This window comes from Salinicola acroporae (genome assembly GCF_003206615.1).
Classification (GTDB): Bacteria; Pseudomonadota; Gammaproteobacteria; order Pseudomonadales; family Halomonadaceae; genus Salinicola; species Salinicola acroporae.
In genome coordinates, this window is record NZ_PZJW01000014.1 from 41,954 (window position 1) to 68,819 (window position 26,866).

The following is a 26,866-nucleotide window of genomic DNA, read 5'->3' on the forward strand; positions in this document are numbered from 1 at the left end:
CCTATTGAGCGGTCAATATGCGTCGAAGGCGGCCCGAATCCAGTCGAATTCGAGTGCGGGCAGGCTTCCGGTCACGCCGACGACGTCGAAGCGGCAGGGGCATGATAGCCCGTGTGCATGAAGATAAAAACGCGCGGCCTTGATGATGCGCCGCTGCTTGGCGGGAGTGATCGTCTCGGCCGGGTGGCCATAATCGGACCTGCGGCGATGGCGAACCTCCACGAATACCAGATTGTCGCCGTCGCGCATGATGAGGTCGATCTCGCCACCTTTGGCATGCTGGTTGCTGGCGACCAGTGTCAGCCCCCGGACTTCGAGCCAGCGGGCAGCGGCCTGTTCGACCTGCTGCCCGAGTTGGCGTCGGTTACTGGGTGCCGTCATCGTCCGCGTCCAGCGCGAAACCGTTGAGGTCGGCGTTGGAGGCCTCCTGGCTTCCCTGCGACGGCCCGTTGTCTTCGGAAGTCGAGGGGGAGCGGGTTGGGGCGGATGCCGGCGCCGTCAGCAGGGGCTGCGGCGTGCCGGACTGGAACACCGCCCAGGGCAGCGTGCGCTGGATGCGGTCGTCGTCGCGCGCCTGCAGCGTACCCGTCGCGCCGAAAACCTGCGTGTTCGGCAGTGCCTGGATCAGCGGCAGGCGGCGTGCCAGCTCGTAGGCGTCGACACCCATGGCGTTGAGTTTGAGCAGGCCCGGATCGTTCTCGCCTGCCAGTTGCTGGTAGGTGGAGACGAACGGTAGCGCATCGGTTCCGCCCACGGCGGCATCCGGGATCATCCATGGGATATCGACGAACTGTACCCCGTCGAGATCGTGATCGGCGCGCGGCTGCGGAATGCCTTCATAGAGATGTGACGTGGCATACACCGGGAGGTCGCCGGCATAGTAGAAATCCAGTGTCGGTGGGACCTGGCGGGCGTAGCTGGGCAGGGCGAGCAGGAACAGCATGTCCATGCTCGAGGGGTCGCTGTTCAGGAGCTTGCGAACCGCAGTGGCGACGGAGCCCGAAGGATCGTAGCTGACCACCGACGCCACCGTCCCGCCTTCACCCTCCCAGTTGTTGCGAAACGCCGCCAGTACCCGTGAACCCCATTCGTTGTCGGGGATCATGATGCCCGCGCGCCGGCGTCCGTCGAGATGGGCGCGGTGAGCGACCTGGCGCGCTTCATCCTCAGCGGACAGGCCGTACTGGAACAGGTTGGTCGCCTGGTTCCGGGGGTGTTCGCCATAATTCAGTGCGAGGGTGGGTAGCGGAACGCTGCTGCGGGTTTCGAGTTCGCTGACCTTGTCCTTGTCGAGCGGGCCGATGACCGCCTGGGCGCCGCTCATGGTGGCCTGGGCATAGAGAGCGTCGATGTTCTGCTGGCTGGAGTCGACGAAGGTCAGGCGCGGGGTCCGCTCCCCCTGGTTTTGCGCATCGCTGGCGCGAGCCTCCAGGCCCTGGCGAATGGCCGATGCGATGTTGGCCAGCGGGCCGCTGTTCGGCAGGAACACGGCGATCTGGCTGATTTCATTGCCCTCGATCCGGCGTAGTGCCGACAGGTCCTGCGGGAGTCGCCGGTTGGCAGGATGGTCCGGGTAGCGGCTGCGCCACTGATCCAGGCGGTCGAACAAATTGGAGATGTCACCGCCGCTGGTGCGATAGAGTCGAGCGAGATCGACCCAGCCCTGGGTGATTGGATCGCCATTCGTCGCGACCAGGGCGTCGAGCGCCGTGGGACTCAGGCTCGAGAGGGGCTTCCAGATGTCGTCATTCAGCTCGTAGGGCGCGTTCTCGCGCTGCAGATCGATCAACAGCCGGGCCGAGGCCTCGGGTTCGCCGATCATGTTCAGCGCGAGGCCGCGGCGGTAGCGTAGCGTCTGGCGGTCCTCGGCGGAGAGATTGGCCTGGGTGTCGAGGATATCCGTTGCCCGGATCGCGCTCCAGCCATCCTCCTCGGCCAGCGCGCTGTCGGATAGCACTAGGGCCCAGCGGGTGCGCTGCGCGTCATCGAGCTGGGTGCTGTCGATCTGGCCGGCGATCTGGAGCGCCTGCGCCGTATCGCCCTGGCGTGCTAGGATATCCGCCGCCTCGAGCCGGGACGCGGCGGCCTGAGGGCCGCTCTGGCTGTTGGCCTGCTTCAGCAGCTCCTGCGCACTGGGGCCGCTGATGCCTTGCATCATGCTCTGGCCCGCACAGCCTGCCAGCATCAGGGTTGCCATCAGTGGCAGAAGAAGTCGCCGCAGCGCGTAACGCATAGTGTCATTCCCTTTACGTGTGAGTGGTCGCGCGCGATCGATAGCGATCCTGGATGCTCCGGTCGTGTATGGCCCGGTTTCGAAGCGCCGACCTGTTCCCGTTCCGCTGGAGGCTGCTGCGGCCCGGCGGCCGATGACCGCCCGCCGCCGCCTTGCGGAGGCTTCCTTGATGAGTTGAACACCGACGCCACCGCTGGCGGTCATCGATCTCTGAATGCACGTTAATCCGGATGGTACCGAATGAGCGAGACAAAGGAAGGCGTATTGTACGTGGTCGCCACGCCGATTGGGAATCTCGAGGATCTGAGCGCCAGGGCCGGACGCGTCCTGGCGGAGGTCGATGCGATTGCCGCTGAAGACACGCGTCACACCCAGCGTCTGCTTCGGCATCTGGGTATCGATCGTCCGCTGATTTCGTTGCACGAGCACAACGAGGCGGCTCGCGTGGAGCAACTGCGAAGGCGGCTTCTCCACGGCGAGCAACTGGCGCTGGTGAGCGACGCCGGGACACCGCTGATCTCCGATCCCGGGTTCGTGCTGGTCAGGGAGCTTCGTCGTTCGGGCTGCCGGGTGGTGCCGGTCCCCGGTCCCTGCGCGCTGGTTGCCGCGCTGAGCGCTGCCGGTCTGCCCACGGACAGGTTCACCTTCGAGGGGTTTCTGCCGGCCAAGTCCGGGGCGCGCCGGAAGCGGCTGGAGGCGGGTGTCTGGCGGGAAGAGACGCGTGTGTTCTACGAGTCCCCTCACCGGATTCGCGATCTGCTGGATGATCTTGCCGTGGTGGCCGGGGAGCGTCAGGTGGTGTTGGCGCGAGAGCTGACCAAGACCTTCGAGACCCTGCTGGAAGGGTCGGCCAGCGAGTTGCTGGCGATCATGGATGCCGATCCCGACCAAGCGAGGGGCGAGTTCGTAGTGATGCTGGCGGGGGCGCCACCGAAGGAGGGGGCCGCCGATGACGCCGAGGGCGAGGGCCTGCTTCGCGCATTGCTGGCAGAAGAAGTGGCGGTCAAGAGTGCGGCGGCGATCGCCGTCAGGTTGCTGGGTGGACGGCGCAAGCACTGGTATCAGATGGCGCTGTCGATCAAGTCGGAGGCTTGAGCCAGTGCCTTCCCGCTACCGGATTCGAGGCGCGATCGCGTTGTCGCCGGCTTCGAACCGATGTCGGTGTCTGGAGACGGTTTGCCGGGGGTGACAAAAGCTTTTGCCCAACGCGTCAATGCTGTCTTGAGAGGGTCCCGGGGGGCTGTTATTCTTGCGCGCTTGGGAGTCGGCCAGACAGTCGCCGCCGGCATGTCCGGGGGAGGAAAGTCCGGGCTCCATAGGGCGAGGTGCCAGGTAACGCCTGGGCGGCGCAAGCCGACGGCTAGTGCAGCAGAGAGTAGACCGCCTAAGCAGCGATTCGCTGCCGGTAAGGGTGAAAGGGTGCGGTAAGAGCGCACCGCGCGCCTGGCAACAGTGCGTGGCATGGTAAACCCCACCTGGAGCAAGACCAAATAGGGATCCTTTGGCGCGGCCCGCGCTGGATCCGGGTAGGTTGCTCGAGAAACGTGGCGACGCGTTTCCTAGATGAATGACTGTCTTAGACAGAACCCGGCTTATCGGCCGACTCCCTCTCCGATTCTTTGCCGTTCAACACCGAGACACGCATGCTGCACCGCGACAAGGCTCCACAGGCACCCCAGGGCGGTGCGGCGAATCGTTCCGACTTTCGCCACACCAGCGTGTTGCTCGACGGGGCGGTGGACGCACTCGTGCAGTCGTCCTCCGGCGTCTATCTCGATGGCACCTTCGGGCGCGGCGGGCACTCGCGGGCGATTCTCTCGCGGCTCGATGACCAAGGGCGGCTGATCGCGATCGACCGCGATCCCGCCGCGCTGGCCGTCGCGGCCGAAATCGACGACCCGCGTCTGACGGTGTGTCGTGGCGTGTTCGCCGAACTGGACAGGCATGCCGAGGCGTGCGGCGTTCCTGGCCAGTTGAACGGTATCCTGCTCGATGTCGGCGTCTCTTCTCCCCAACTGGATGATCCCGAGCGCGGATTCAGCTTTCTGCGTGACGGGCCGCTGGATATGCGCATGGATCCGACATCGGGAATCGGCGCGGCCGAGTGGATTGCGCGTACCGGCGATCAGGAGATGGCGCGGGTCTTCAAGACCTACGGCGAAGAGCGTTTCGCCAAGCGAATCGCGCGCGCCATTGGCGCCGCGCGTCAGGAAACGCCGATCGTCGGCACCCATCAGTTGGCCGAAATCGTCAAGGCAGCCCATCCCGCCTGGGAGAAGGGGAAGCACCCCGCGACCCGCGTGTTCCAGGCCATTCGCATTCATCTCAACGACGAGCTGGGGCAGTTGGCCCGCGCGCTGGATGTCGCCCTAGAGTCATTGACGGTGGGAGGTCGGCTGGTCGTCATCAGTTTCCATTCGCTGGAGGATCGGCTGGTCAAGCGCTTCATCCGGGATCAGTCGAGGGGCGATACGCATTTGCCCCGCGGCATGCCGGTACGCGAGGATCAACTTCACAAGCGGCTCAAGCCGGTAGGCAAGGCGATGCGTGCCAGCGATAGCGAGGTCGACGCCAATCCGCGCGCGCGCAGTGCCGTCATGCGCGTCGCCGAGAAGCTGGAATAGGGAGCAACATGGCCGTTCAAGGACGACGCAGTGGGTTGGGAGTGGGCAACTGGCCATTCGCTCGACGCCTGGACCTGCGTTCCGCTTTGCTGGGCATGGTCATCATCGCGCTGCTGATAACGGCGCTGGCCATCATCAGTACCTCTCACCTGACCCGGGTCCAGTACGCGCGGTTGCAGAAGCTGGAGAACCAGCGCGATTCGCTGCAGACCGAGTGGGGACGGCTGCTGCTCGAGGAGAGTACCTGGTCCTCCCCGGCCCGTATCGAATCATTGGCCAGTAAACGGCTGGACATGCGTGTCCCCAGCGTCGATGAAGTCAAGGTGATTCATCCATGAGTGCGTCCAGACGCGCTGCGACAGCCAAAACTCGCCGGCCGGATGCCCCCCTGGGCGCCGGGCGTTACTGGTTCATGCTGTTCGTCATCCTGGTCGCGCTATCCGCGCTGGTCGGCCGAGTGGTCTATCTCCAGGTCATCGATCGCAGTTTTCTCCAGAACCAGGGGGATGCGCGGACCCTGCGCGTAGAGACCATCGGCGCTCACCGCGGCATGATCAGCGACCGCAACGGCGATCCTCTGGCCATCTCGACGCCGGTGATCACGCTATGGGCGAACCCCCAGGAGCTGCCGAAGGATCCGATCCAGCAGACGCTGTTGGCGAAGGCGCTCAAGGTGGATCCCGGGCAGCTGCAGGATCGCATTTCGCGCTACTCGGACCACGAATTCATGTACCTGCGTCGCCAGCTGACGCCCGCTGCCGCCAAGCCGGCGCTGGATCTGCAGATGCCCGGGGTCTATTCGCGAGACGAGTACAAGCGCTATTACCCGGCCGGGGAAGTGGCGGCGCAGCTCGTCGGCGTGACCAATGTCGACGACAAGGGGCAGGAAGGGCTCGAACTCGCCTACAACCGCTATCTGACCGGTCAGCCGGGCAAGCGTCGAGTGCTGAAGGATCGCAAGGGACATCTGGTTCGCGATCTCCACCTGATCGACGAGGCCAAGCCGGGGGGCGACCTGACGCTGTCGATCGACCTGCGCCTGCAGTACATGGCTTATCGTGAACTGGCGGCGGGAATCCGCAATAACGATGCCGATGGCGGTTCGCTGGTCATGCTGGATGCGCGTACCGGCGAAGTGCTGGCGATGGCCAACCTGCCCTCGTATAACCCCAACAATCGCAGTGACGTCGACGTCCGTGGCCTGCGCAATCAGGCCATCACCGATGCGATCGAGCCTGGTTCGGTGATGAAGCCGCTCGCCATGTCGGCGGCCCTCGCTTCCGACAAGTTCACGCCGGAGAGCATCATCGACACCTCGCCGGGCTGGATGGTGGTGGATGGCTATACCATTCGCGATTTCCGTAACTACGGCAAGTTGTCGCCGGCCGGCATCCTGCTTCACTCGTCGAATATCGGCATGTCCCACATCGCGCTGGAGTTGCCCAAGGACGCGATCTGGAATCGCTATCGCGAACTCGGCCTGGGCCAGTCACCCGGGACCGGGTTCCCCGGCGAAAACAGCGGTAGCCTGCCGTCGCCGACCAATCTGCCGCGCAGCGCCCAGGCGGCGATGGCCTACGGCTACGGCGTTGCCGTAACGCCGCTGCAACTGGCGAGCGCCTATACCGCCATCGCCAACGATGGCAAGCGGCTTTCTCCCTCGCTGCTCAAGCTCAACGGCAAGCCGGAGAGCGAGCAGGTGATCTCGGCCACGGTGGCGCACGAGCTACTGGCGATGATGGAGAAGATCGTGCAGCCCAACGCCGGTGGTCACCTGGCGATGGTGCCCGGCTACCAGATCGCGGGCAAGACCGGCACCGTGCGCAAGGTTACCAGTACCGGCTACCAGGAGACCGAGTACCGGGGGCTGTTTGCCGGTATCGCCCCGGCCTCGAATCCGCGTATCGTCACCGTGGTGATGATCGACAATCCCAAGAAGGGCGACTACTACGGTGGTCTGGTCGCCGCTCCCGTCTTCAGCCGCGTCGTTGGCAGCGCATTGCGCCTGCTCGACGTGCCGCCCGATGCGCCGCAGAAGGAAACCGCGCCATGAGAATCGATACCGCGCGGCTCGCGACCGCGCTGACCGAACTCTGGCCCGATGTCGCCTCGTCTTCGGACAAGCCCGCGCCGCCCGAGCGACTCGCCGCCTGGCTTTCGGCGGCAGCCGAAGTGACGCTGGCGCAGGATAGTCGTCAGGTCGAGAAGGGCGACCTGTTCCTGGCCGTGCCGGGCGTCAGTGTCGATGGCCGCGAATTCATCTCCAGGGCGCTCGATGCCGGCGCTGCCGGCGTGCTCTGTGAGGCCGAGGGGCTGGCGACAGCCTGGGCCACCGACGAGCGCGTTCTCGCCCTACCCGGATTGACGTCTCGGTTGGCCGCGCTGGGCCGACGGCTTTTCGCGGTGCCGGAGTCACTGCAACTGATCGGTGTCACCGGTACCAACGGCAAGAGTTCGGTAACCTATTACATCGCGACACTGCTGGAAGCCCTCGGCACCCCGGCTGCGGTGATCGGTACGCTGGGATATGGCCGGCCCGGCGACGTTCGCGCCGCGGTGCAGACCACCCCGGGCCCGCTGGCCCTGCAGCAGATGCTCGGTGAGCTGGCCAGCGACGGGGTCGAGGTCGTTGCCATGGAGGTGTCATCGCACGCGCTGGCCCAGGAACGGCTCGGCGATACTCGAGTGGATGCCGCGGTCTTCACCAACCTGAGTCGTGATCACCTGGATTACCACGGCAGCATGGCGGCCTACGCCGCCGCCAAGGCCCGACTGTTCAGGCGGGGCTCGATCCGACTGGCCGTCGTCAATGGTGACGATCCCTTGGCTCGTCTGATGCTGGCGGGGCTGCCGGACGGTATTCGAGTCCTGGCCTCCGGCGGCGGCGAGGCTACGACGTTGCGCGTGGTCGATTGCGAAGCGCTTCCCAACGGTCTGCGCGCCATTGTCGCCACGCCGGAGAACGAAGGCGTCCTCGAGCTGGCGTTGATGGGGCGCTTCAATCTCGACAACGCCCTGCTGGCGATCGCCACGCTGCATGGCCTGGGCTATCCGCTGGCATCTCTCTGGCAAGCCGCCTCCGCGCTGCAGCCGGTGCCGGGGCGTATGCAACGGCTGCCGCGAGATGATGCCGGCAAGGCGCCGGTGGTGGTCGTGGATTATGCCCACACGCCGGATGCGCTGGAGAATGCGCTTTCCGCACTGCGTGACCATCTGCCGGGCCGCCAAGGCAGTGCCCTGTGGTGCGTGTTCGGCTGTGGCGGGGACCGTGACAGCGGCAAGCGTCCCCTGATGGCGGCCATCGCCGAGAAGCTGGCGGATCGAATCGTCGTCACCGATGACAATCCCCGGAGCGAAGACCCGCAAACCATTCGCGACCAGATTGCGGCCGGGCTGTCGCCGGAAGCTCGGGCGGAGAGCTGGTCGGTGGAGGGTCGGGAAGCGGCGATCGAGCGGGTTATCGCGGCGGCAGGAGACGAGGACATCGTGCTGATCGCGGGCAAGGGCCACGAGGATTACCAGGAGGTCGCCGGTATCCGCCAGCCGTTCAGCGATGTCGAGGTGGCGAGCCGTTGCCTTCGCCTGCGGGAGACGTCCGCATGAGCGATAGACTCAGTGGCCTTGCTGCGCGCCTCGGTGCCGATCTGGCGGGCGTCGACGCCGAGGTGCTCCGTGTCGTCACCGACACGCGCGCGCTGCTGCCTGGCGACCTGCTGGTGGCGTTGCAGGGCGACCGTTTCGACGCCCACGATTTTCTTGCCCAGGCGCGGGAAAAAGGGGCGGTGGGGGCCGTCGTCTCACGTCCGATCGCCGATCCCCTGGCCCAGATTCAGGTGCCCGATACTCGGCTGGCGTTGGGGTTGCTGGCGCGGGCCCACCGGCTCGAGTGGGATGGCAAGCTGGTTGCGGTGACCGGCAACAGCGGCAAGACCACGGTCAAGGAGATGCTGGCGTCGATCCTGTCACGACGAGCGCCGACGCTGGCCACCCGCGGCAACCTCAACAATGACATCGGCGCGCCGCTGACGCTGCTCGAACTTGCCGCCGAGCACCGCTACGCGGCCGTCGAGCTGGGAGCCAATCACCTCGGCGAGATTGCCTGGACCACCGCGCTGGCCAAGCCGCAGGTGGCGATCATTACCAATGTCACCGGGGCCCATGTCGGCGAATTTGGCGGCATGGGCCAGATCGCTCAGGCCAAGGGGGAGATTCTCGCCGGCCTGACCGCGGAAGGCTGCGCGGTCCTCGACCGGGAGGAGCGCTATTTTCCGGTATGGCGAGCCCTGGCGGGGCGCGCCCGGGTGATCGACTTCGGCATCGAGAACGATGCCAGTGTCACTGCCCATGATCTGGTGTGCGATGCGGGCGGGCGTTATGCTTTCACGCTTTCTCTACCGGGCGAGACATCGGTACGTGTCTCGCTGGCCCTGATGGGGCGACACAATGTGCGCAACGCGCTGGCCGCGGCAGCCGCGGCACAGGCGCTGGGGCTTCACGCCGCGGAGATCGTGGCCGGGCTCGAGGCGTGCCGGAGCATGCCGGGGCGCATGCAGGTGATCGATGGAGTGCGTGATAGCCGCGTGATCGACGACACCTATAATGCCAACCCCGGCGCGATGCGTGCAGCGCTCGAGACCTTGGCGTCACTGCCGGCGCCGCGCTGGTGTTTCCTCGGTCCGATGGGCGAGATGGGCGCCGAGAGCGAGCGTCTGCACGCCGAGATCGGTCAGCTGGCGGACGAGCTCGGACTCGATTTTCTCGGCACGTACGGCGAACCCGCACGTGCCGCAACGGAGGCTTTCGGCAACGAAGGCCGTCATTTCGATGACTGGGCGACGCTCGAGCGTTTCGCCCAGGATCAGCTTCCTTCCCGGGCCAGCGTACTGGTCAAGGGTTCTCGCAGTGCTGGCATGGAACGACTCGTTGCCGTACTGCGTGATGATGCCTCAAGGTGAATCTGACTCATGCTGCTTTTTCTGGCTGAACTGCTTACCCATTTTCAAAGTGCTTTCAATGTTTTTGGATATCTGACCCTGCGCGTGATCCTGGGCACGTTGACGGCGTTGTTTCTCAGTCTGTGGATGGGACCGCAGATGATTCGTCGCCTGGTCGAACGCCAGATCGGCCAGGCAGTGAGGGACGATGGTCCCCAGTCCCACCTGTCCAAGGCGGGAACACCGACCATGGGCGGCGCGCTGATCCTGATCTCCATCGCGATCAGCACGCTGCTGTGGGGCGACCTGACCAACCATTACGTGTGGTTGGTACTGGCGGTCACGCTGGGTTTCGGCGCCATCGGCTGGGTCGACGATTTTCGCAAGGTGGTGGAGAAGAACCCGCGTGGCCTGCCGGCCCGCTGGAAATATTTCTGGCAGTCGGTGATCGGTCTTGGCGCGTCCCTGGTCCTCTACTTCACCGCGGCGAGTCCGGTGGAGACCAGTCTGATCGTGCCGCTGTTCAAGGACGTGGTGATCCCGTTGGGCCTGTTCTACATCGTGTTGAGCTATCTGGTCATCGTCGGCAGCTCCAATGCGGTCAACCTGACAGATGGTCTCGATGGCTTGGCGATCATGCCGACGGTGCTGGTCTCCATGGGGCTGTCGGTCTTCGCCTACGCCAGCGGCAATGCGCTCTTCGCCAACTACCTGCATATACCCGAAGTGCCGGGGGCCGGCGAGCTGGCCGTGTTCTGTGGCACCATCGCCGGGGCCGGCCTCGGGTTTCTGTGGTTCAACACCTATCCCGCCCAGGTGTTCATGGGTGATGTCGGTGCGCTGGCATTGGGTGCGGCGCTGGGCATCGTCGCCGTCATCGTGCGCCAGGAGATCGTTCTCTTCATCATGGGGGGCGTCTTCGTCATGGAAACAGTGTCGGTCATCCTGCAGGTCGGGTCCTACAAGCTCACCGGCCGACGCATCTTCCGCATGGCGCCGCTGCACCACCATTTCGAGCTGAAGGGGTGGCCGGAGCCCCGTGTCATCGTGCGTTTCTGGATCGTCACCGTCATGCTGGTCCTGCTGGGGCTGGCGACATTGAAGCTGCGTTGATGCCATGACCGATCCGCTCTCTGTCTACCCGGCTGGCTCTGCTCCGGGAGCGCCTGCCACCATTGGCCTGCCGTCGACCCTGGTGGTCGGGCTGGGGATCTCCGGTCGGGCGATCGCCCGGTTCCTGGCTAGCCGTGGCGAGCGATTCATGGTCGCCGATACCCGCGCCGTACCGCCGGGCCTGGAGGCTTTTCGCGCGGCCTATCCGGCGGTCGAGCTTCACCTGGGCAGTCTCGAGTCGCTGGACCTGGAGGCGTTCACCGAAATCGTCGTCAGCCCCGGCGTCGATCTCGAGCGTGCCGGCCTGGGTGCCGTCCGGGATCGTGTCGTCGGTGAGATCTCTCTCTTTGCACGGCACTGCAAGGCGCCGATCGTCGCCATCACTGGCTCGAATGCCAAGTCGACCGTGACCACGCTGGTGGGTGAGATGGCGCGTCAGGCGGGCAGGCGCGTCGCGGTCGGTGGTAATCTCGGGGATGCCGCGCTGGATCTGCTGATCGATCACCAGGATGCGGAGCTGTTCGTGCTGGAGCTGTCGAGCTTTCAATTGGAGACGCTCGCCGGATTGGGTGCGGCCTGCGCGGCGTTTCTGAATCTATCGGCGGATCATCTCGATCGCCATGGCGACATGGCTGGTTACCGCCGGGCCAAGGCGCGGATTTTCGAGGGCGCCGCGCATGCCGTTGTCAACGCGGATGATGCGGCCACCTGGCCGGAGCAGGAGTCGTTGAGCTGCGAGCGTTTCACCACGCATTCCCCCGATGAAGGCGAATGGGGGATCTCGACGATGGCGGGCGAGACCGGCGAGTGGCTTTGTCACGGCCGCGAACCGTTGATGCCGGTCGGTGAGTTGCGTCTGGCGGGGCGTCACAACCAGGCCAACGCGCTGGCGGCGATGGCGATCGGGCATGTCATCGGGATTCCTTGGGAGGTGGCACGGAGCGTCCTTTCCCATTTTGCCGGCCTGCCGCACCGGGGTGAGATCGTCGCCGAGCGCGAGGGGGTGTGCTGGATCAACGACTCCAAAGGCACTAACGTGGGCGCGACCCTGGCGGCGATCGCCGGCGTTGGGCAGACCCTGACTGGCAAGCTGGTCTGGTTGGGCGGCGGGGTCGGCAAGGGCGCGGACTTCACGCCGCTGGCCGAACCGTTGGCGCACTATGCGCGGGAAGCGATCGTTTTCGGTCAGGATGCATCGCAGTTGGCGGCCGCGCTCGAACCGCGAGTCGCCACCTGGCGGGTCGGCACGCTGGCTGAAGCCATGCGGCGTGCGGCGGCGATCGCTGAGCCCGGGGACTGCGTGCTGCTGTCGCCCGCCTGCGCGAGTCTCGACCAGTTCCCCAACTACCTGGCGCGCGGTGAGGCGTTCCGTGCCCTGCTGGATCAAGGATCGCTCGGACAAGGGCAGGAAGCCGCATGCTGAAGGCCATGATGAAGACGTCCCAGGCGCGACTGACCACCCAGCATCAGTCGTTCGACGGCTGGCTGCTGCTGGCGACACTGTCGCTGATGCTGATCGGCTGGGTGATGGTGACCTCGGCATCTACCGAGATTGCCGCGAGCCTGACCGGCAATCCTTACTATTTCAGCATTCGTCACGGCATCTTCGTTCTCGCCGCGATCGGCGTTGGCCTCGTCGCCGTGCGCCTGCCCCTGGACTGGTGGCGACAGAAAGGCCCGATAATGTTGATCTTGGCGCTGTTGCTGCTGTTCGTCGTGCTGATCGTCGGCCGTGAAATCAACGGCAGCCGGCGCTGGATCCCGCTCGGCATCATCAATATCCAGGCATCCGAAGTCGCCAAGCTGTGCCTGATCGTCTATATCGCCGGCTACCTGGAGCGTTACCTGCCGGACGTGCGCCGCACCTGGGGCGCCTTCATGCGCCCGCTGGCGGTGATGGCGCTGATCGGCTTTCTGCTGATCCTCGAACCGGACTACGGCGCCGTCGTCGTGCTGACCGGCTGCGTCATGGGCATGCTGCTGCTCTCCGGCGCGCCGCTGTGGCGATTTCTACTGATTCTGGCCGTGGTGGGGTCGGGTGCCGTCATGCTGGCGGTGGCCGAACCTTATCGTTTGCAGCGTATCACCAGCTTTGCCAACCCCTGGGCGGATCAGTACAACACCGGCTACCAGCTGACCCAGGCGCTGATCGCCTTCGGGCGCGGGCATTGGTTCGGTCTGGGACTGGGCAACAGCGTCCAGAAGCTGTTCTACCTGCCGGAGGCGCACACCGACTTTGTATTTGCCGTGCTGGCCGAGGAGCTGGGACTGTTCGGCGCCATGGCGGTGATTCTGCTTTTCGCCCTGCTGGTCTTTCGTGCCTTCAGGATCGGTCGCAAGGCGGAATTGATCGGTATCCCGTTCGCGGCCTACCTGTGTTACGGCATTGCGTTGGTCATCGGTGCCCAGGCATTCATCAACATCTCCGTGAGCTCGGGAATGTTGCCGACCAAAGGGCTGACTCTGCCACTCTTGAGTTACGGGGGGTCGAGTCTCATCATCAGCGGCGTCATGATGGCCATCCTGTTTCGCGTCGACGCGGAGGTCAGGCGGTTGCAGCGCCGAGCGGGACCCAAGGCCGGGCCCGATGCACAGCCAGGCCCCCAGTCCGAGGAGCCGAATCCATGAGTGCTGCACGGCGCGTTCTGATCATGGCGGGCGGTACCGGTGGGCACGTCGTGCCCGCGCTCTCGCTGGCGAAGGCCCTGCGTGAGCGGGGCGTGACGGTCGAGTGGCTAGGGAGCCCCAGGGGCATCGAGAATCGTCTTGTTCCCGCCGCCGACATCCCGTTGAATCGCATTGCGGTTTCCGGGTTGCGAGGCAATGGCCTGAGTGGCTGGCTGGCGATCCCGTGGCGGTTGAGCCGGGCGATCTGGCAGGCCCGGCGGGTGATACAGCGCTTCGACCCGCAACTCGTCGTCGGACTTGGCGGTTTCGCCAGTGGCCCCGGGGGCTTGGCCGCGCGTCTGAGCGGAAAGCCGCTGGTGGTGCATGAGCAGAACGCCATCGCCGGGTTGACCAACCGGTCCTTGGCGCACCTGGCGACGCGGGTCTATGCCGCCTTCCCGGGTGCCTTCCCGTCGGCCAAGGCCGAGGTGGTCGGCAACCCGGTGCGAGACGACATCGCGCTGCTGGGGGAGTCGCCCAGGACGGACGAGCAGATGGCCGGCCGGCCGTTGCGGCTGCTGGTCCTGGGAGGGTCCCTTGGGGCGCAATCCCTCAACCAGAAGCTACCCGTCGCGCTGGCGGGGCTGGACCCCGAGCGGCGCCCGCAGGTTCGTCATCAGGCCGGGCGCGACAAGGACGACGTGACGCGGGAGGCCTATCGAGCGGCGGGCGTCGAGGCGGAGGTGAGCGCTTTCATCGACGACATGGCCGTCGCCTACGACTGGGCGGATGTCATTGTCTGTCGAGCCGGTGCCTTGACCATCGCCGAACTCTCCGCAGCGGCCAAGCCCGCCTTGCTGGTGCCATTCCCGCATGCCGTCGATGACCACCAGACCCATAACGCGCGTCACCTCGTCGAAGCCGGTGGCGCGGAATTGATACAGCAGGCCGAGCTCACTCCTGAACGCTTACAGGCGGTGCTCGAGTCACTTTTACAGCCTGTCGTGCTGGCGAAAATGGCGGTTCAGGCACGTCGGGTCGCCCACCTCGATGCCGTCGAGCGCCTGGTAGACGGCTGCATGGAGATCGGTTTTGAGCGATAGCATTCAGACGCGTCCGGCGCGATCGCATCTCGGCATGCGGCGCATCCGGGGCATTCATTTCGTCGGAATCGGCGGGGCCGGGATGTGCGGTATCGCCGAGGTGCTGGCCAACGAAGGCTACGAAGTCAGTGGTAGTGATCTGAGGGAGTCGGCGGTCACCCACCATCTGCGCGACTGTGGCATCCGCGTCGCCATTGGCCATGCGGCGGTCAACGCCGAGGGTGCCAACGTGATCGTGGTATCAACGGCGGTCGACCCGACCAATCCCGAAATCCAGTGGGCGCGCGAGCACCGCGTGCCGGTGGTGCGTCGTGCCGAGATGCTCGCCGAGCTGATGCGCTTTCGTCACGGTATCGCCGTTGCGGGCACCCACGGCAAGACCACGACCACGAGCCTGTTGTCGACGCTGTTCGCCGAGGCGGGGCTCGACCCGACGTTTGTCATTGGCGGCAAGCTGACCAGCGCGGGAACCAATGCGCGCCTGGGAGCCGGGGACTTCCTCGTTGCCGAGGCGGACGAGTCCGATGCCTCGTTCCTGCACCTGCAGCCGATGACAGCGATCGTGACGAATATCGACGCCGACCATATGGCGACTTACGACGGCGATTTTTCCCGGTTGAAGACGACCTTCATCGAGTTCCTGCACAATCTGCCTTTCTACGGTCGGGCTGTGCTCTGCCTCGACGATGACAATGTACGGGAATTGCTGCCGCAGGTTCAGCGCCAATTCGTCACTTACGGGTTCAGCGAAGACGCCGATTATCGCATTCGGGACTTCGAGCAGACCGCCGATACCATCCGGTTCGTCGCCGAGCGCCCCGCTGACTTCGGGGCGCTGGCCATCACTCTGGCGATGCCGGGTACCCATAACGCCTTGAACGCGCTCGCGGCGATCGCCGTGGCCACCGACGCCGGTGTCGGTGACGACGATATCGTCAGGGGCCTTGCCTCGTTCGGTGGGGTCGGCCGTCGTTTCCAGGTCCACGGTCACTATCCGCTTGCACAGGGCGGCGAGGTGATGCTGGTAGACGATTATGGCCATCACCCGCGCGAAGTCGAGATGGTGATTCGCGCCGTTCGTGCCGGCTGGCCGCAACGTCGGCTGGTGATGATCTATCAGCCCCATCGCTACACCCGCACGCGAGACCTCTACGAGGACTTCGTCAGGGTGCTTTCCGGCGTCGACACCCTATTGCTGCTCGACGTGTACAGCGCTGGCGAGGCACCGATTCCCGGGGCGGAAGGAAAGATGTTGGCGGGCTCGATTCGCCAGCGTGGTCAGGTCGACCCGTTGTTCATCGAGGAAAAATCGGCGTTGCCGGGAATCCTCGCGCGCGTGCTGCGCCCTGGCGATATCCTGATCACCCAGGGGGCCGGGGATATCGGCGGCATCGCCCAAGGGCTCGCGCACTGTGCGCTCAAGCTCGACGAGGTGATCCTTTGAGGCTGGTGGTCCTGCCGGAAAGGAGAGTGTGCGTCATGGCGCGGCCAAAGCGTTTCGAACAGTGCCGGGCCGAGGCGTCGGCAGGGCGGACGTCATGAACTCCAATGCGCGGGGTACGCTACTCGGCATACTCATGATCGTCGTTCTCATCGGTGCCGGCGGCAGGGCACTGTGGTTGTGGCTGGACAAGCCGATCGCCCGGGTCTCGATCAGCGGCGACCTGAACTACGTCAGTGCCGCCTATTTACAGAAAGAGCTGGCACCGCTGGTGCGCGGGCACACCTGGCTCTCGCTCTCCTTGAGCGACCTGCGCACCGAGGCGCGCAAGATTGGCTGGCTGCGGGAAGTCACCGTTTCTCGCGAGTGGCCCAACACCCTGCGCTTCGTGCTTTACGAGCAGGATCCCATCGCGCGCTGGAACGACGAGTTGCTGCTGAATAATCGTGGGCAGCCGTTCTCGCCGGGACCGGTCAGCGATTTTGGGCGTCGTCTTCCCGACCTCGGTGGGCCCGAGGGGACGGGGCGGGAAGTCCTCGGTTACTACGACTCGCTGCGCCGTGCGCTTTCCGATCTCGGGCTTTCGATCACGCAGTTGAGGCTCGAGCCACGCGGCGCCTGGCGCTTTCAGATCAATGATGGTGTCTGGGTTATTCTCGGCCGGACGGACTTGGACGCCCGATTGGCTCGTTTTATTGCCGCATGGAAACGACAGTTGGGACAGGAGGCGTCGCAGATACGCTACATCGATCTTCGTTATCCCAATGGCGTCTCGGTGGCGAGACATGGCGAAACGGCCACCGACTCGAACGACTAGGTCGGTGTCATCCAGGACAGGAAGTCGAGCTGGACCCCGCGGTTGGCGCCGCCTCCGGCATCGTCATCTGGAAAGATGCGGGGGCTCGACCGACGGCTTCTTACCCTCCGGGCTTCGTGCTTAACACCGGCTATCGTCGAGGGGCCGCTATTTTTACACCGGGTTAATAGCGGCCACACTCCTTCCTTATTTCCCTTTTAAAGAAAAAGGGCTTAATGTGGCTTTTGTTTCAGCAATGGGCTGGTGAAAAGGGTCGTCTTGTTCCTATAATAAGCACGAATCTTTGTTGGCCCATTTTTATCCGGTTTATCGGTGAAGTTTGAGGAGCGACCCCGACCTATGGCAGGACAATCCAACGCTTCCAATATGGTGGTCGGGCTGGATATCGGAACATCCAAGGTGGTCGCCATCGTGGGGCAACCCACCGATGATGGCGGGTTGGAAATTGCCGGGATTGGTTCACACCCTTCGCGTGGCATGAAGAAAGGTGTCGTGATCAATATCGAATCAACCGTTCAGTCGATTCAGCGCGCCGTGGAAGAAGCCGAGCTGATGGCAGGTTGCGACATCCATTCGGTCTACGTCGGTATCGCAGGCAGCCACATCAGTTCCATGAATTCCGATGGCGTCGTGGCGATCAAGGAGCGGGAGGTTGCGCCCGCTGATATCGATCGTGTCATCGATTCCGCCCGTGCGCGCGCCATTTCCGAGGGGCAGCGCGTGCTGCACGTGATTCCCCAGGAGTTCGCCATCGATACCCAGGAGGGTATTCGCGAGCCGTTGGGGATGTCTGGGGTTCGCCTCGAAGCTCGCGTTCACCTGGTGACCGCCGCGATGAACGCTGTCCAGAACATAGAGAAGTGTGTCCGCCGCTGTGGCCTGGAAGTGGATGACATCATTCTCGAGCAACTGGCCTCCAGCCACGCGGTACTGACCGAGGACGAGCGGGAGCTAGGCGTGTGCATGGTCGATATCGGTGGTGGGACGACCGATATCGCCGTCTTCACCGAGGGCGCCATTCGGCACACCGCCGTGATTCCGATCGCTGGCGATCAGGTGACCAACGATATCGCTATGGCGCTGCGTACACCGACCCAGTACGCCGAGGACATCAAGGTCAAATACGCCTGTGCGCTGACACAATTGGCGAGCAGCGACGAAATGATCAAGGTGCCGAGCGTTGGCGACCGGCCGGCTCGGGATCTCTCCCGACAGGCGCTGGCGGAAGTCGTGGAACCGCGTTATGAAGAGCTTTTCACGCTGGTGCGCGAGGAGCTTCGTCGCAGCGGCTACGAGGACCTCGTGGCGGCCGGGATCGTATTGACGGGGGGCACCTCTCGAATGGAGGGGGTGGTCGAGCTGGCGGAAGAGATATTCCACATGCCGGTTCGTATCGCTTGCCCGTACAACGTCCGTGGCTTGGCGGACGTGGTACGCAACCCGATTTATTCGACGGGGGTAGGTTTGCTACTCTACGGAATGAAAGACGCCAAGCACTCTCGCGCAGTATCAGCCCAGCCTCTAAGGGAAGACTCACTTCCCCGGCGCGCAACCAGGGATGAGGTTTCGACGCTGGAGCGACTCAAAGGCTGGTTTAAAGGAAATTTCTGACAGGCCGCAAGCGGTCTTGGAGACGGGGCAATGTTCGAACTAGTAGATAACGCACCCTCTAGTAGTGCAGTCATCAAAGTCATCGGTGTCGGCGGCGGCGGCGGCAACGCCGTCAACCACATGGTCGAGAGTAACATCGAAGGCGTCGAGTTCATCTGCGCCAACACCGATGCCCAGGCGCTCAAGCGCGTGGCGGCCAAGACCGTTCTCCAACTGGGCGGCGAGATCACCAAGGGTTTGGGGGCCGGGGCAAATCCCGATGTGGGTCGTCAGGCAGCCATGGAGGATCGTGACCGCATCGCCGAGATGCTCCAGGGCGCGGACATGGTCTTCATTACTGCCGGCATGGGCGGCGGTACTGGCACCGGTGGGGCTCCCGTGGTCGCTCAGGTGGCCAAGGAACTCGGTATCCTGACCGTTGCCGTCGTCACTCGTCCGTTCCCGTTCGAGGGGCCGAAGCGCATGCGTGCGGCCGAAGAGGGGATGAAGGAGCTTTCCGAGTACGTCGATTCGCTGATCACCATTCCCAACGAAAAGCTGCTGTCGGTGCTGGGCAAGAACGCCAGCCTGCTGACGGCTTTCAGCGCCGCCAACGATGTGTTGCTGGGTGCCGTCCAGGGTATCGCCGAGCTGATCACCAGCCCGGGTATCATCAACGTCGACTTTGCCGACGTGCGCACGGTGATGTCCGAGATGGGTATGGCGATGATGGGTACCGGCGCCGCGACGGGGGAAAATCGCGCCCGGGAAGCCGCCGAGAAAGCCATTCGCAGCCCGCTTCTCGAGGACATCGACCTGCACGGTGCGCGAGGCATTCTGGTCAACATCACGGCTGGACCGGATCTCTCCATCGGTGAGTTCAACGATGTGGGCGCCACCGTTCAAGAGTTCGCTTCTCAGGACGCTACCATCGTGGTGGGTACCTCCATCGATATGGAGATGTCCGACGAGTTGCGGGTGACCGTCGTCGCGGCGGGACTGGATGCCCAGAAAGAAAAGGCCATTCCCCGTGAAACGGCAGCTTCACGTCCGGAAACGACTGATTATCGCAAGCTTCAGCAGCCGGCCGTCATGCGTCAGCAGGCTGCGCGTGCGGAGCAGGAAGCCGCCGCCAAGAAGTCGCAGCAGGAGAAGCGCAAGACCTCGGATATGGACGACTATCTCGACATTCCGGCTTTCTTGCGTCGCCAGGCGGATTGATAGACTAATTGACTGCCCATCATCATTTTGTCACATCGATATGGTTGGTGGGCCAGTGGTTTGGTGTTATAGTGAACACCGTTTCCAAACCATTTGACTGTCAGGTCGATGCCCATGATCAAACAACGAACGCTGCAGAACACGATCCGCGCCACTGGCGTAGGGCTCCATTCCGGAGAAAAAGTGTATCTGACACTGCGTCCCGCGGCGCCCAACACGGGCATCGTCTTCGTGCGCACCGACCTCGATCCGATGGTGCACATCCCGGCTCATGCCGAAAGCGTTACCGATACCAATCTCTGCACAGCGCTGTCCAAGGATGGCGTCAAGGTCGCCACGGTCGAGCATCTGATGTCGGCATTCGCGGGCCTGGGGATAGACAACGCCTATGTTGAACTGAGCGCCCCCGAAGTGCCGATCATGGACGGCAGCGCCGGCCCTTTCGTCTTTCTGATCCAGTCGGCGGGTATCGCCGAACAGTCGGCGCCGAAGCAGTTCATCCGTATCAAGCGCGAAGTGACCGTCAACGACGACGGCAAGCAGGCGACATTTTTGCCGCACAACGGATTCAAGGTCAGCTTCGCGATCGATTTCGATCATCCCGTCTTCGAGCAGCAGAAGCAGACCGCAACCGTCGATTTCTCCACGACCTCCTTCGTCAAGGAGGTGTCGCGAGCACGCACGTTCGGCTTCATGCGTGATCTGGAGTTCCTGCGCTCGCAGAACCTGGCGCTGGGGGGCAGTCTCGACAATGCCATCGTCGTCGACGACTACCGCATCGTGAACCAGGACGGCCTTCGCTACGATGATGAGTTCGTCAAGCACAAGATGCTCGATGCGATCGGCGATCTCTATCAGCTCGGCTACAGCCTGATCGGCGAATTCCGGGGCTACAAGTCCGGCCACGGGCTCAATAACCAGCTTTGCCGTGAGTTGCTGGCCCACCCGGAGGCTTACGAGATCGTGACGTTCGAAGAAACGTCACAGTCGGCGCCGATCTCCTACGCCGCGCCAGCAATGGCTTGAGCCTTGTCTGGAAAGCTTCGACTCCTATCGCTGAATTAGACGCCGATCCCAGGATCGGCGTCGTCGTTTGTGTACGGTGATCCCCAATGGCCAGTCACCGCGATGGCGGAGATGAGTCGCGGCCCGGCTCAGGTCGCTGCGCCGTCGTCCGATTCCGGTGCGACCTGGGCGTGTGAGGCCAGGCGATTCAACGAGCGCTTGAGGGGAGAGTCTTCCAGGCCCTCTGCGCAATTGGACAGGGCGTCGGCACCGGCCGGTGACAGTCGACGCGTCTGTCGTGGTGGCGCCTTGACGGGTCGGATCGGGCGTACCTTCAGCGAAAACTTCATGACCGCCTCGAAGCCGGGCAGTTGGTGAAGCAACTTCAGCAGGCGAGGCTGTTCGTAGCGCAGCCAAGTCAACCAGGCGGCGCGGTCGGTGATCAGCGTCAGCACGCCGTTGCGGTAGCCGCCGACATAGAGGTGCTCGGCCACGTCTGGTGGGAGCTGTCGTCTCAGGTGATTCTGGGCGCGTTCGATCAACGTCGCCATGCGCATCACGTCGCCCAATCCTCCCGGTTGCTCAAGGAGTCGGGAAACGGGCTGGGCTCGTAAACGCTTAGCCTTTATACTCATCGGCTTGCACGCGGTGGGGAAAGACCCGCTAAACCTATCACGGCGCGGAGTTCGTCGACAGCATGACTTCGGTCAAAGCGCAGTCCGGTCAGCGTGGCACCATCTGGCGCCCCCGGCAGCGAGCCCATTGGTGGCTGGCCAGTGTGCTGGTCGGCTGCCTGCTGCCCGCGGGCTTGATGCACGCCGAGGCGATGCGACTGGCCGAGCGCCTGACGCAGGTCTACCTGATGGCCCCGGAAGCCATTCGGGCCGAGTCCCGGCGGGTAGCGCGCATCGCCGCCAAGCGTCCCCTGCATCCGCGCACCCTGGCCCCCTTGCCGCAGCCGAGGCGGTCCCACCTCGAACCCCTGGTTGCCCCCAGCGCCGCCCTGGACGTCCTGTCCCGCCGAGGTCCGCCCGTGTCTGCTTGATGACCGCTATCGCTATCTCATCATCACCGGCAGCCGGTGCCGATCTCGTCGTCGCATGGCTGCCTCCGGGGCACGCAGGAATAGATCATGTTGAATGCAATACTACACAAGCTGGTCGGGTCCAAGAACGACCGCGACGTCAAGCGCATGCGCAAGCAGGTGGCGGCGATCAACGAGCTGGAAGCCCAGTTCGAAGCGCTCGATGACACGGCACTCAAGGCCAAGACCGCCGAGTTTCGCCAGCGTCTGGCGGATGGCGAGAAGCACGAATCCCTGCTGCCGGAAGCGTTCGCTACCGTCCGCGAGGCAAGCAAACGCGTGCTCGGCATGCGTCATTTTGATGTCCAGATGGTTGGTGGCATGGCGCTGCACGAGGGCCGGATTGCCGAGATGAAGACCGGCGAGGGCAAGACGCTGGTCGGGACGTTGTCGGTCTACTTCAACGCGCTGCTGGAGAAAGGCGTGCATGTGGTCACGGTCAACGACTATCTGGCCAGCCGTGACGCCAACTGGATGCGCCCGCTCTACGAATTCCTCGGCCTGAGTGTCGGGGTCATCGCCTCCGGCCAGCCGAACGAGGAAAAGAAGCAGGCTTATGCCTGCGATATCACTTACGGGACCAACAACGAGTACGGCTTCGACTATCTGCGCGACAACATGGCGTTCTCGCTGCAGGACAAGGTCCAGCGACCGCTCCACTACGCGATCATCGACGAGGTCGACTCGATCCTGATCGATGAAGCGCGCACGCCGCTGATCATCTCCGGCCCGGTGGAGGAGAACGTCGAGCTCTACCGCACGATTCACGCGCTCTCCAAGCAGCTCAATCAGTGTACCGATGAAGAGGACCCGACCACCGGCGATTTCCTGATCGACGAGAAGCAGAAGCAAGTGGAGTTGACCGAGGAGGGTCACCAGCAGGTCGAGCAACTGATGCGGGAGGCGGGCCTGCTCAAGTCGGAAGACTCGCTCTACGCGGTCCAGAATCTCGGGCTGCTGCAGCATATTCACTCGGCGCTGCGGGCTCGTTGCCTCTACCACCGCGATGTCGACTATATCGTTTCGGACGGTAACGTGGTGATCGTCGACGAGCACACCGGGCGTACCATGCCCGGGCGCCGCTGGTCGGAAGGTCTGCATCAGGCGGTGGAGGCCAAGGAGGGCGTGACGATCCAGCGCGAAAGTCAGACGCTGGCATCCACCACCTTCCAGAACTATTTCCGCCTTTACGAGAAGCTGGCCGGGATGACCGGTACTGCCGATACCGAGGCCTTCGAGTTCAACCATATCTATGGCCTCGACGTGCTGGTGATCCCCACCAACCGTCCGTTGGCGCGCCAGGATCTGAACGACCTGGTCTACCTGAGCGCCGAGGAGAAGTACGCCGCGATCATCGAGGATGTCAACACCCAGCGCGAGGCCAAGCGGCCGGTGCTGGTGGGTACCGCGTCCATCGAGACCTCGGAGTACCTCTCCAAGCTGATGCAGGCGAAGCAGATTCCTCATAACGTCCTCAACGCCAAGCAGCACGACAGCGAGGCGGAGATCATCGCCCAGGCGGGTCGCCCCGGTGCCGTCACGCTGGCCACCAACATGGCGGGCCGTGGCACCGATATCGTGCTTGGCGGCAACTGGGAAGCCGAGGTTGCCAGGCTCGAGGATCCCAGTGAGGCGCAGATCGAGTCGGTCAAGGCGGAGTGGCAGCAGCGCCACGATGCCGTGCTCGAGGCCGGTGGCCTTCACGTGATCGGCTCCGAGCGGCACGAATCGCGGCGGATCGACAATCAGCTGCGTGGCCGCGCCGGGCGTCAGGGGGATCCGGGGTCGACGCGATTCTTCCTGTCGCTGGAAGATAGCCTCATGCGCCTGTTCGGTTCCGACCGGGTGCAACGCCTGATGGGCGCGCTCGGGCTCGAAGAGGGCGAAGCCATCGAGCACAAGATGGTCTCCAACGCGGTCGAGCGAGCGCAGAAGAAGGTCGAAGGTCGCAACTTCGACATCCGCAAGCAGCTTCTGGAGTACGACGACGTCTCCAACGACCAGCGCCGGGTCATCTACGAGCAGCGGGATGACATCCTCGCCGCCGACGAGATCTCCGACAACATCGCCAGCATCCGCGACGAAGTGCTCGAGCAGACGATCTCAGACTACGTGCCGCCGCAGAGCCTGCCGGAGCAGTGGGAGCTGGCGGGTCTGCAGGATCAGCTCAAGCAGGAGTTCAATATCGACCTGCCGCTGGTGCAGTGGGCGGAAGAGGACGACAACTTCAACGAGGAGGTGCTGCGCCAGCGCCTGCTGGACCAGCATCGGGGACAGTATCGCGCCAAGGTCGACGCGATCGGTGTCGATATGATGCGGCGCTTCGAGAAGCAGGTCATGCTGCAGGTGTTGGACACCCGCTGGAAGGAGCATCTGCAGTCGATGGATCATCTGCGTCGGGGCATTCACCTGCGCGGCTATGCCCAGAAGAACCCGAAGCAGGAGTACAAGCGTGAAGCCTTCGAGCTGTTCCAGTCCCTGCTATACAACATCAAGCATGACGTCACCCGCATCCTGAGTCACGTGCAGGTGCGTCGTCAGGAAGAGGTCGAGGACCTGGAGCGCCAGCGTCGCGAAGCGCTCGAGCGGGAGAAGGCGGCCAGCCAGTCGGTCCACGAGGAAGCAGTCGCCGCTGCCCAGCAGACGGCCGATGGGGCGGAGGCAGAAGCCGCGCCGGCCGAGGATGGGGTCCAGCCGGTGCGCCGTGAGGGTCCGAAGGTCGGGCGCAACGATCCTTGCCCATGCGGTTCCGGCAAGAAGTACAAGCAGTGCCATGGTGCGTTGAGCTGAGAATGGCCGAGGGCACGGGCAAGGCCCGTGCTCGCCGAGGAGAATGGAATGGCCGTAGGTAAATCACTGTTTCCCCGGATGCCGGCACTCGAGGGTGTGCGACTGGGCACCGCGATGGCGGGTATCAAGAAGCCAAACCGGCGCGATTTGGTCGTGATCGAGGTGCCCGAGGGCGCTTCCGTCGCTGCCACGTTCACCCGCAATGCGTTCTGCGCCGCACCCGTGCACGTCGCTCGGGACCACCTGCAGCGGGAGACGCCACGCTTCCTGCTGATCAATACCGGCAACGCCAACGCGGGCACCGGTGTGGAGGGGCGCGACGATGCCGAGGCTTGCTGCCACGCCCTGGCGGCGCTGACCGGCGTCGAGAGCCAGCGCGTGCTGCCGTTCTCGACCGGAGTGATCGGAGAGCCGCTGCCGGTGAGTCGGATCACGGACGCGCTGTCCGCCGCGCTGACCTCGCTGGATGCTGAAGGCTGGGCGCTCGCCGCCGAGGGCATCATGACCACCGATACCCGCATCAAGGGCGCATCGGCCCAGGTCGAGCTCGGCGGTGGCACGGTCACCATCAACGGCATCAGCAAGGGCTCCGGCATGATCCAGCCCAACATGGCGACCATGCTCGGGTTCGTTGCCTGCGATGCGGCGATCGAGCAGGGGCGGCTCCAGCAGTGGTTACGCGAGGCGGTGCAGGTCTCTTTCAACTCGATCACCGTCGATTCGGACACCTCCACCAATGACGCTTGCACTCTGATCGCCACCGGTCGTGGTCCGCGCGTCGAGTCGGCCGACGATGAGCACCGGTTTCGTGACGCATTGACATCGGTGCTCGTCGAACTGGCGCAGGCGATCATCCGCGATGGCGAGGGGGCGACCAAGTTCGTCACGCTGCAGGTCGAGCAGGCGGAAAGCGTCGACGAGGCGCGGGCGGTGGCGTTCACGGTCGCCCATTCGCCGCTGGTCAAGACCGCGCTCTACGCGAGCGATGCCAATTGGGGCCGAATCCTGGCTGCCGTCGGGCGTGCGCCGGTGAAGGATCTGGATGTCGAGCGCGTCATCATCGATCTCGGTGGAGAGCGCCTGGTGGAACATGGCGGTCGCGCCGCCAGTTACACGGAAGAGGCCGGGAGCCGGGTGATGGCGCAGGAAGAGATCGTCATCCGCATTCGCCTCGGTCGCGGCGACGCCAGCGCCACGATCTGGACATCGGACCTGTCCCACGATTACGTATCGATCAACGCGGATTACCGCAGTTGAACGCTTTCTGACGGAGAGCGATATCCCGAAGCCGAATATCGCCGTCAAACACTGAAGTGGTGCGAGAGACTTAGCAAGATGATCAAGAGACGGGTCCATGTAGCGGCTGCCGCCGTCATCCGAGGTGACGGACGAGTGCTGATTGCCAGACGTCCGGCGACGGTCGACCAAGGCGGTCTGTGGGAATTTCCGGGGGGCAAGCTGGCCCCCTACGAAACCGGCTTCGAAGCGCTCAAGCGAGAGTTGAGCGAGGAGCTAGGCATCCAGATCCTGCGCGCCCAACCGCTGATTCGCGTGCATCATGAATACGCCGACAAGCATATCCTGCTGGATGTCTGGCAGGTGCGCGAGTATGAAGGCGACCCGTACGGCAGAGAAGGGCAGCCGGTGCGGTGGGTCGAGGTCGATGATCTGACCAGCTACGCCTTTCCAGCGGCCAACCTGCCGATTCTGCGAGCGGTGGCGCTACCTCAGGAGTACCTCATCACTGCCGAGGAGCCGGACGATGCCGTCTTCCTCGACCGGCTCGAACGTGCCCTGAAGGAGGACAACATCCGTCTGGTGCAGTTGCGCGCCAAGGGGCTGGATGACGCTGCCTACCAGGCTCGCGCAGAGAAGACCCTGGAACTTTGCCGCCGCCATGGCGCCAAGTTGCTGCTCAACGCCGATCCCGAGTGGCTGCAACGGGTCGATGCCGACGGTATCCATCTGACCAGTGCCAGGCTGATGGAGCTCAAGCGGCGCCCGGTCCCCAGCGACAAGTGGCTGGGCGCCTCGACGCATGGTGAGGAACAACTGAACCAGGCCGGGCAGATCGACTGCGACTTCGTCACTCTCTCGCCGCTGGCGCCGACCCCATCGCACCCGGAGGCGGTGACGATCGGGTGGCACGACTTCCAGCAGATGGTGGAGATGGCGGCGATGCCGGTCTTCGCATTGGGCGGGATGACGCGCCATCACGCGAATCAGGCGCGGGCCGTCGGGGCGCAGGGCATTGCATCGATTCGCGATTTCTGGCGTAACGACTCCTGAGCCACGAGCCACGAG

The 26,866-nt window shown here is 64.1% G+C and carries 22 protein-coding genes and 1 other RNA gene; 20 read left to right on the top strand and 3 right to left on the bottom strand.

Annotated features, from left to right (window positions below; genetic code table 11):
• Positions 1-12 precede the first annotated feature (12 nt).
• Both DOM54_RS18220 and DOM54_RS18225 read right to left on the bottom strand, forming a co-directional pair.
• Positions 13-381, bottom strand: a complete 369-nt coding sequence (locus tag DOM54_RS18220; RefSeq protein ID WP_110717692.1) for a YraN family protein — start codon at positions 379-381, stop codon at positions 13-15.
• The gene (locus DOM54_RS18225) at positions 365-2,233 is read right to left on the bottom strand and encodes a penicillin-binding protein activator (RefSeq protein ID WP_110717693.1); all 1,869 of its coding nucleotides are present in this window, start codon (positions 2,231-2,233) and stop codon (positions 365-367) included. The genes DOM54_RS18220 and DOM54_RS18225 overlap by 17 nt, the downstream gene beginning before the upstream one ends.
• 240 nt (positions 2,234-2,473) lie before the next feature.
• On the opposite strand from DOM54_RS18225, the gene rsmI reads away from it, so the two are divergent.
• The 16 genes from rsmI (at position 2,474) to lpxC (ending at position 20,709) form a co-directional block, all read left to right on the top strand.
• The gene (gene rsmI / locus DOM54_RS18230; protein ID WP_110717694.1) at positions 2,474-3,328 is read left to right on the top strand and encodes a 16S rRNA (cytidine(1402)-2'-O)-methyltransferase; all 855 of its coding nucleotides are present in this window, start codon (positions 2,474-2,476) and stop codon (positions 3,326-3,328) included.
• 165 nt (positions 3,329-3,493) lie between these two features.
• Positions 3,494-3,844: RNase P RNA component class A (rnpB, locus tag DOM54_RS18235), an RNA gene on the top strand.
• Positions 3,845-3,876: 32 nt separating this feature from the next.
• On the top strand, positions 3,877-4,857 hold the full coding sequence (gene rsmH / locus DOM54_RS18240; RefSeq protein WP_110717713.1) for a 16S rRNA (cytosine(1402)-N(4))-methyltransferase RsmH: 981 nt from the start codon (positions 3,877-3,879) through the stop codon (positions 4,855-4,857).
• Positions 4,858-4,865: 8 nt separating this feature from the next.
• The gene (gene ftsL, locus DOM54_RS18245) at positions 4,866-5,195 is read left to right on the top strand and encodes a cell division protein FtsL (protein WP_110717695.1); all 330 of its coding nucleotides are present in this window, start codon (positions 4,866-4,868) and stop codon (positions 5,193-5,195) included.
• On the top strand, positions 5,192-6,910 hold the full coding sequence (locus tag DOM54_RS18250) for a peptidoglycan D,D-transpeptidase FtsI family protein (RefSeq protein WP_110717696.1): 1,719 nt from the start codon (positions 5,192-5,194) through the stop codon (positions 6,908-6,910). Before ftsL ends, DOM54_RS18250 begins: the two co-directional genes overlap by 4 nt.
• A complete protein-coding gene (locus DOM54_RS18255; protein ID WP_110717697.1) occupies positions 6,907-8,460 on the top strand; it encodes a UDP-N-acetylmuramoyl-L-alanyl-D-glutamate--2,6-diaminopimelate ligase in 1,554 nt (517 codons plus the stop codon). The genes DOM54_RS18250 and DOM54_RS18255 overlap by 4 nt, the downstream gene beginning before the upstream one ends.
• Positions 8,457-9,812 (top strand): UDP-N-acetylmuramoyl-tripeptide--D-alanyl-D-alanine ligase, encoded by a 1,356-nt coding sequence (locus tag DOM54_RS18260; RefSeq protein ID WP_110717698.1) that lies wholly within the window; start codon positions 8,457-8,459, stop codon positions 9,810-9,812. The genes DOM54_RS18255 and DOM54_RS18260 overlap by 4 nt, the downstream gene beginning before the upstream one ends.
• A 9-nt stretch (positions 9,813-9,821) precedes the next feature.
• The gene (gene mraY / locus DOM54_RS18265; RefSeq protein WP_110717699.1) at positions 9,822-10,904 is read left to right on the top strand and encodes a phospho-N-acetylmuramoyl-pentapeptide-transferase; all 1,083 of its coding nucleotides are present in this window, start codon (positions 9,822-9,824) and stop codon (positions 10,902-10,904) included.
• A 4-nt stretch (positions 10,905-10,908) separates the two neighbouring features.
• A complete protein-coding gene (gene murD / locus DOM54_RS18270) occupies positions 10,909-12,327 on the top strand; it encodes a UDP-N-acetylmuramoyl-L-alanine--D-glutamate ligase (RefSeq protein ID WP_110717700.1) in 1,419 nt (472 codons plus the stop codon).
• Complete coding sequence (gene ftsW, locus DOM54_RS18275; RefSeq protein ID WP_240613963.1) at positions 12,321-13,532, top strand: putative lipid II flippase FtsW; 1,212 nt, start codon at positions 12,321-12,323, stop codon at positions 13,530-13,532. The genes murD and ftsW overlap by 7 nt, the downstream gene beginning before the upstream one ends.
• Complete coding sequence (murG, locus tag DOM54_RS18280) at positions 13,529-14,614, top strand: undecaprenyldiphospho-muramoylpentapeptide beta-N-acetylglucosaminyltransferase (protein ID WP_110717701.1); 1,086 nt, start codon at positions 13,529-13,531, stop codon at positions 14,612-14,614. Before ftsW ends, murG begins: the two co-directional genes overlap by 4 nt.
• A 34-nt stretch (positions 14,615-14,648) precedes the next feature.
• Positions 14,649-16,058 (top strand): UDP-N-acetylmuramate--L-alanine ligase, encoded by a 1,410-nt coding sequence (murC, locus tag DOM54_RS18285; RefSeq protein ID WP_110717714.1) that lies wholly within the window; start codon positions 14,649-14,651, stop codon positions 16,056-16,058.
• Positions 16,059-16,152: 94 nt separating this feature from the next.
• Positions 16,153-16,872, top strand: coding sequence for a cell division protein FtsQ/DivIB (locus DOM54_RS18290; protein WP_110717702.1), 720 nt, complete (start codon positions 16,153-16,155; stop codon positions 16,870-16,872).
• Positions 16,873-17,211: 339 nt separating this feature from the next.
• Positions 17,212-18,483, top strand: coding sequence for a cell division protein FtsA (ftsA, locus tag DOM54_RS18295; RefSeq protein WP_110602373.1), 1,272 nt, complete (start codon positions 17,212-17,214; stop codon positions 18,481-18,483).
• Positions 18,484-18,513: 30 nt separating this feature from the next.
• Positions 18,514-19,683, top strand: a complete 1,170-nt coding sequence (ftsZ, locus tag DOM54_RS18300; RefSeq protein ID WP_110717703.1) for a cell division protein FtsZ — start codon at positions 18,514-18,516, stop codon at positions 19,681-19,683.
• A 114-nt stretch (positions 19,684-19,797) separates the two neighbouring features.
• The gene (lpxC, locus tag DOM54_RS18305) at positions 19,798-20,709 is read left to right on the top strand and encodes a UDP-3-O-acyl-N-acetylglucosamine deacetylase (RefSeq protein ID WP_110717704.1); all 912 of its coding nucleotides are present in this window, start codon (positions 19,798-19,800) and stop codon (positions 20,707-20,709) included.
• Positions 20,710-20,837: 128 nt separating this feature from the next.
• On the opposite strand, the gene DOM54_RS18310 is transcribed toward lpxC, so the two are convergent.
• On the bottom strand, positions 20,838-21,239 hold the full coding sequence (locus DOM54_RS18310) for a DUF721 domain-containing protein (protein ID WP_338067027.1): 402 nt from the start codon (positions 21,237-21,239) through the stop codon (positions 20,838-20,840).
• Between the two features lie 146 nt (positions 21,240-21,385).
• On the opposite strand from DOM54_RS18310, the gene DOM54_RS18315 reads away from it, so the two are divergent.
• The 4 genes from DOM54_RS18315 to DOM54_RS18330 all read left to right on the top strand — a co-directional run bounded on the left by DOM54_RS18315 (position 21,386) and on the right by DOM54_RS18330 (position 26,851).
• Positions 21,386-21,733: a hypothetical protein gene (locus DOM54_RS18315; RefSeq protein ID WP_206019147.1), complete on the top strand. Its 348-nt coding sequence runs from the start codon at positions 21,386-21,388 to the stop codon at positions 21,731-21,733.
• An 87-nt stretch (positions 21,734-21,820) separates the two neighbouring features.
• Complete coding sequence (secA, locus tag DOM54_RS18320; protein ID WP_110717706.1) at positions 21,821-24,562, top strand: preprotein translocase subunit SecA; 2,742 nt, start codon at positions 21,821-21,823, stop codon at positions 24,560-24,562.
• A gap of 48 nt (positions 24,563-24,610) precedes the next feature.
• Positions 24,611-25,819, top strand: coding sequence for a bifunctional glutamate N-acetyltransferase/amino-acid acetyltransferase ArgJ (gene argJ / locus DOM54_RS18325; protein ID WP_110717707.1), 1,209 nt, complete (start codon positions 24,611-24,613; stop codon positions 25,817-25,819).
• Positions 25,820-25,897: 78 nt separating this feature from the next.
• Positions 25,898-26,851, top strand: a complete 954-nt coding sequence (locus DOM54_RS18330) for a Nudix family hydrolase (protein WP_110717708.1) — start codon at positions 25,898-25,900, stop codon at positions 26,849-26,851.
• Positions 26,852-26,866 lie beyond the last annotated feature (15 nt).

Excerpts from the sequence above, each read along its gene's own strand:
- murC (WP_110717714.1), top strand. The coding sequence starts at position 14,649 with ATGCGGCGCATCCGGGGCATTCATTTCGTCGGAATCGGCGGGGCCGGG.
- DOM54_RS18290 (WP_110717702.1), top strand. The coding sequence starts at position 16,153 with ATGAACTCCAATGCGCGGGGTACGCTACTCGGCATACTCATGATCGTC.
- mraY (WP_110717699.1), top strand. The coding sequence starts at position 9,822 with ATGCTGCTTTTTCTGGCTGAACTGCTTACCCATTTTCAAAGTGCTTTC.
- argJ (WP_110717707.1), top strand. The coding sequence starts at position 24,611 with ATGGCCGTAGGTAAATCACTGTTTCCCCGGATGCCGGCACTCGAGGGT.
- secA (WP_110717706.1), top strand. The coding sequence starts at position 21,821 with ATGTTGAATGCAATACTACACAAGCTGGTCGGGTCCAAGAACGACCGC.
- DOM54_RS18310 (WP_338067027.1), bottom strand. The coding sequence starts at position 21,239 with ATGGCGACGTTGATCGAACGCGCCCAGAATCACCTGAGACGACAGCTC.
- ftsA (WP_110602373.1), top strand. The coding sequence starts at position 17,212 with ATGGCAGGACAATCCAACGCTTCCAATATGGTGGTCGGGCTGGATATC.
- lpxC (WP_110717704.1), top strand. The coding sequence starts at position 19,798 with ATGATCAAACAACGAACGCTGCAGAACACGATCCGCGCCACTGGCGTA.
- murG (WP_110717701.1), top strand. The coding sequence starts at position 13,529 with ATGAGTGCTGCACGGCGCGTTCTGATCATGGCGGGCGGTACCGGTGGG.
- DOM54_RS18250 (WP_110717696.1), top strand. The coding sequence starts at position 5,192 with ATGAGTGCGTCCAGACGCGCTGCGACAGCCAAAACTCGCCGGCCGGAT.
- DOM54_RS18260 (WP_110717698.1), top strand. The coding sequence starts at position 8,457 with ATGAGCGATAGACTCAGTGGCCTTGCTGCGCGCCTCGGTGCCGATCTG.
- rsmH (WP_110717713.1), top strand. The coding sequence starts at position 3,877 with ATGCTGCACCGCGACAAGGCTCCACAGGCACCCCAGGGCGGTGCGGCG.
- rsmI (WP_110717694.1), top strand. The coding sequence starts at position 2,474 with ATGAGCGAGACAAAGGAAGGCGTATTGTACGTGGTCGCCACGCCGATT.
- DOM54_RS18315 (WP_206019147.1), top strand. The coding sequence starts at position 21,386 with ATGACTTCGGTCAAAGCGCAGTCCGGTCAGCGTGGCACCATCTGGCGC.
- ftsL (WP_110717695.1), top strand. The coding sequence starts at position 4,866 with ATGGCCGTTCAAGGACGACGCAGTGGGTTGGGAGTGGGCAACTGGCCA.
- ftsZ (WP_110717703.1), top strand. The coding sequence starts at position 18,514 with ATGTTCGAACTAGTAGATAACGCACCCTCTAGTAGTGCAGTCATCAAA.
- DOM54_RS18225 (WP_110717693.1), bottom strand. The coding sequence starts at position 2,233 with ATGCGTTACGCGCTGCGGCGACTTCTTCTGCCACTGATGGCAACCCTG.
- murD (WP_110717700.1), top strand. The coding sequence starts at position 10,909 with ATGACCGATCCGCTCTCTGTCTACCCGGCTGGCTCTGCTCCGGGAGCG.
- DOM54_RS18220 (WP_110717692.1), bottom strand. The coding sequence starts at position 381 with ATGACGGCACCCAGTAACCGACGCCAACTCGGGCAGCAGGTCGAACAG.
- DOM54_RS18330 (WP_110717708.1), top strand. The coding sequence starts at position 25,898 with ATGATCAAGAGACGGGTCCATGTAGCGGCTGCCGCCGTCATCCGAGGT.
- ftsW (WP_240613963.1), top strand. The coding sequence starts at position 12,321 with ATGCTGAAGGCCATGATGAAGACGTCCCAGGCGCGACTGACCACCCAG.
- DOM54_RS18255 (WP_110717697.1), top strand. The coding sequence starts at position 6,907 with ATGAGAATCGATACCGCGCGGCTCGCGACCGCGCTGACCGAACTCTGG.